Genomic DNA, 901 nt, shown 5'->3' on the forward strand with positions numbered 1-901 from the left:
GGCGGCAACGACACCTACATTATCGACAGCACGTCAGACATCGTGGGTGAAATCGCTGGCAATGGTACCGACCTGATCCGAACGGTGGTGAGTTACACTTTGTCGGCCAATGTTGAAAACGGCCAGCTTCTTGGCTCTGGCAACCTGTTCCTGGCGGGCAATGAGCTCGATAACACGCTTCTAGGTAATGCTGGTGTCAACACACTGAACGGCCGTGCCGGCGCAGACCGGATGTTCGGTTATGGTGGCAACGACACCTACGTGGTCGACAATGCCGGGGACTTCGTTGGCGAAGTTGCCGGGAACGGTATCGATACGGTACTGACGGCTGTCAGCCGAAACCTGGACGCCAACGTGGAGCGCATGACGCTCCTGGGCAGCGGCAACATCAACGCCGGCGGCAATAGCCTCGATAATGTCATTCTAGGCAATTCCGGCTCAAACCGGATCAACGCCTCTTCGGGCAACGATACGATCAAGGGCGATGGCGGGTCCGACTACCTTACTGGTGGATCGGGGGACGATACGTTCGTCTTTTCCGCGATTACGGACAGCGGTCCGTCGAGCCTGACACGGGACCGGATCCTCGACTTCACGATCGGGGAAGACACTATCTATCTGGCCTCCATCGATGCGAACCTGGCTACTGCCGGCAACCAGGCCTTTATGCTGGATACCAACGGCAGCTTTTCTGCCGGAGAGATCCGTCAAACACAGTATGGAGCCAATCTGCTGCTCGAGATGAACATGGACAATGATGCTGCTGCCGAGATGTCCATCCTACTGCTCAACTCTGGTCTGCTCTCCAACGAAGACTTCGTATTCTGAACCAACTTGAGCGATACCATTTGCTCAAGAAAGATTTGTTTGACCTGGAAACGCCAATAAACTTGGCGTTGCC

1 protein-coding gene is annotated in these 901 nt (G+C 55.4%); it reads left to right on the forward strand.

Annotated elements, in window-relative coordinates:
• Nucleotides 1-828 (forward strand): calcium-binding protein (locus tag V1T76_RS29025; RefSeq protein WP_330564144.1); only part of this gene is annotated, 828 nt, incomplete at its 5' end.
• Between the last annotated feature and the right edge of the window lie 73 nt (nucleotides 829-901).

The sequence above is a fragment of the Roseibium sp. FZY0029 genome (assembly GCF_036350355.1).
GTDB lineage: Bacteria > Pseudomonadota > Alphaproteobacteria > Rhizobiales > Stappiaceae > Roseibium.